1 protein-coding gene is annotated in these 1,356 nt (G+C 42.8%); it reads left to right on the top strand.

Annotated elements, in window-relative coordinates; genetic code table 11:
• Nucleotides 1-110 precede the first annotated feature (110 nt).
• Nucleotides 111-1,356: IS4 family transposase (locus tag AAC147_RS07585; protein ID WP_047686204.1), on the top strand; the 1,246-nt coding region annotated here is incomplete at its 3' end.

The following is a 1,356-nucleotide window of genomic DNA, read 5'->3' on the forward strand; positions in this document are numbered from 1 at the left end:
ATCATATACAGGATCTTAAGCAGTAACCGTATATTTTAGATAGAAAAAAGGCTTCATTTATGATCTGATTATCGTCGCCAAACAAATATCAAAAACCACGGATGAAGCCTATGACGATTATTGCTATAAAACACCAGTTAATGCAATTATTCAGTGACGTTTCTTTGAATAAAATAGCCTTTGGCTGTGGGTTCACCCAACGTGTCAGAAATATTGAGCCACGCACGTTGATCCTCAGTCTGATTTCTGCACTCAGTACCGGTAAAATTAACGCCATTGCCCAATTACATCAGAAGTATAACGGCCTATGCCCCGACACCCAGCAAGTCAGTTACCGGCCTTTTTATAATCAATTACGCAAACCGGCTTTTGAGGCGTTTATTAAAATCATCGTCCGATTTTTTATGGCTCAGTGGGTTGAAAAACAAGTAGCGATACCCCAAAAATTAGCTAAATTCCAAAATGTTATTTTACAAGATGGCAGCTCATTTCAGGTTCATCCTGCTCTCGCTGAAGTCTTTCCTTATCGCTTCAAAACAACCGCTGCCGCCGTTGAATGTCATATAACCATGTCATTATTCAGTCAAACACCAACAGCAATGACCGTCACAGCAGATACCGCAGCGGAACGCGCTTATTTGCCTGCTCCGGCCGAATTGAAGGGACAACTTCTGCTTGCTGATGCGGGGTATCCTGATTTTGACTATTTTGAACAACTCTCGCATTCAGATGCTTCATTTATTGTCAGAGGGAAAAAATCCCTCAATCCCCTGATTGTCGCCGCCCACAATGGACAAGGAAAATTGTTACCTAAACTGGCAGGAAAAAGGTTAAAAACGGTCACGCGCAGAATTCACCGCTCTGAAGTGTTAGATTTGCATTGTCAGCGTAACGGTTATGAATTTCGCATTATCCGCCGTTGGCTTAAGGAGGAAAAACGGTTTTGTATTTGGCTGACGAATTTACCAGCGGAAGAATTTACACCTAATGATGTGATGGATATTTATCGCTGTCGATGGCAGGTCGAGCTGTTATTTAAGGAGTTGAAATCCCACACAAACTGGCAAGGTTTTGCCACCCGGAAAGACTCGTTAGTCACCGGACTTATCTGGTCAAGTCTGCTCACCTTACTGGTCAGACGGACAATGGCAAGACGATTATTTCCGGAGGTTTCCTTACTTAAAGCGGCGCAAAATACGGATATCTGGTTGCGGCCAATAATTGAAAACCTGCTACAAAGGGCATGGTCGGAAACCTGTTTTTGGCTGGAAAAAGCCAAGGATTATTTATGCCGGAATGCCTTCAAAACCCGACAAAGAAAGTCATGTAAAAACAAGACATTGGAAGCGTGTTTTG

This window comes from Xenorhabdus sp. NBAII XenSa04, assembly GCF_963866145.1.
Taxonomy (GTDB): Bacteria; Pseudomonadota; Gammaproteobacteria; order Enterobacterales; family Enterobacteriaceae; genus Xenorhabdus; species Xenorhabdus indica.